1 protein-coding gene is annotated in these 609 nt (G+C 48.9%); it reads left to right on the top strand.

Annotated elements, in window-relative coordinates; genetic code table 11:
• A partial coding sequence (locus R7Q46_RS28255) for a CpaF family protein (protein ID WP_318078451.1) occupies nucleotides 1-609 on the top strand: 609 nt, incomplete at both ends.

Raw genomic sequence — 609 nt, 5'->3', positions numbered from 1 at the left:
ATGTCGAGCGCTTTGGTAAGCTAGAAAAAACGCCGCATACATTTTTGGATGAGCGCCATCTTCGCAACATTATTGACCGCATTGTAAGCCAAGTAGGTCGACGTATTGATGAGGCGTCGCCTATGGTGGATGCGCGTCTAAAAGATGGCTCTCGTTTCAATGCCATCATCCCTCCACTTGCCATTGATGGGCCATCGGTATCCATTCGTCGTTTTGCGGTCGAACGTTTGAATATGGACAACTTATTAGGGCTTGGTTCGCTTTCGCCAGAAATGGGCAAATTCTTGAATGCAGCCGTTGTCGGGGAACTAAACATTCTTATCTCGGGCGGTACAGGCTCAGGTAAAACAACCACGCTTAACATCCTGTCTGGTTTCATTCCGAGTGACCAACGTATCGTTACTATCGAAGACTCGGCCGAGTTGCAGTTACAACAACCGCACATTATTCGTTTGGAAACACGCCCATCCAACATTGAAGGAAAGGGTGAAATCTCCCAGCGTGATCTGGTGAAAAACTCACTGCGTATGCGTCCTGACCGAATTGTGATTGGTGAGGTGCGTGGCTCGGAAGCGGTCGATATGTTGTCTGCGATGAACACCGGTCACG

This window comes from Vibrio sp. 811 (assembly GCF_033339195.1).
This window is presented reverse-complemented; position numbering and strand designations above follow the sequence as displayed.